Here is a 797-nt window from a genome sequence, read left to right as displayed (position 1 = left end):
CGCGCGCATCCGAGGCCAGGGCCGGGAGGGCTGTTACGAGCAGGATGGCGGCAGCCAGGGCAAGTGTAAAACGTTTCACGGTGTGTACCTCGATGAAGCCCGGCCCGCGCGCTCGCGCGGAGCCGGGTAAAAACAGCTATATGATGGTGTACCCGCCGTCCACGGCAATGGCCTGGCCGATGACGTACGAAGAAAACGGGCTGCAAAGCCAGAGCACGGCGTCCGCGATCTCTTCGGGCGTTCCCAGCCTGTTGATAGGCGCCAGAGCGGCGACCACCGACTCCTGCAAGTCGCCAGTTTTGAACATATCCATGACCATGGGCGTGGATATGGTGCCCGGGCAGATCGCGTTGATGCGGATGCCCTTGGGCGCGTAATCGATGGCCGTGCACTTGGTCAGGCCGGGCATGCCGTGCTTGGCGGTCGCGTAAGCCGCGCGGCCGGGTACGCCCACAAGCCCGGAGTTGGAGGAGCAGTTGACGATGGCGCCGCTCGTTTGGCCTCGCATCAACTGCAACTCGTATTTCATGCACAGAAACACGCCGCGAATGTTCACGCGGGATACGCGGTCCCATTCTTCGGCGGTGAGATCCGCGGTGTCCGTGGCCGGGCTTTGTACGGCGGCGTTGTTGAAGGCCGCGTCAAGCCGTCCGAATTCGGCTTTTGTTTTTTCCAGCATGGCTTTGACTTCTGCTTCCTCGCCAACGTCGCAGCGCACGGGCAAGGCTTTGCGCCCTTCGGCCGTGAGTTCATCAGCCAATTTCCGCACCGCGGCCTCGTCGACGTCCGCGACCACG

Annotated in this window: 1 protein-coding gene; it reads right to left on the bottom strand. The window is 63.0% G+C overall.

Going from position 1 to position 797, the window contains the following annotated elements:
• Window positions 1–136: 136 nt before the first annotated feature.
• Window positions 137–797, bottom strand: a 661-nt coding sequence (locus V6C16_RS14540; RefSeq protein ID WP_333543600.1) for an SDR family NAD(P)-dependent oxidoreductase, incomplete at its 5' end; no start/stop codon positions are given.

The sequence above is a fragment of the Desulfovibrio sp. 1188_IL3213 genome (assembly GCF_036763145.1).
In the GTDB taxonomy this organism is placed as follows: Bacteria; Desulfobacterota; Desulfovibrionia; order Desulfovibrionales; family Desulfovibrionaceae; genus Desulfovibrio.
This window is presented reverse-complemented; position numbering and strand designations above follow the sequence as displayed.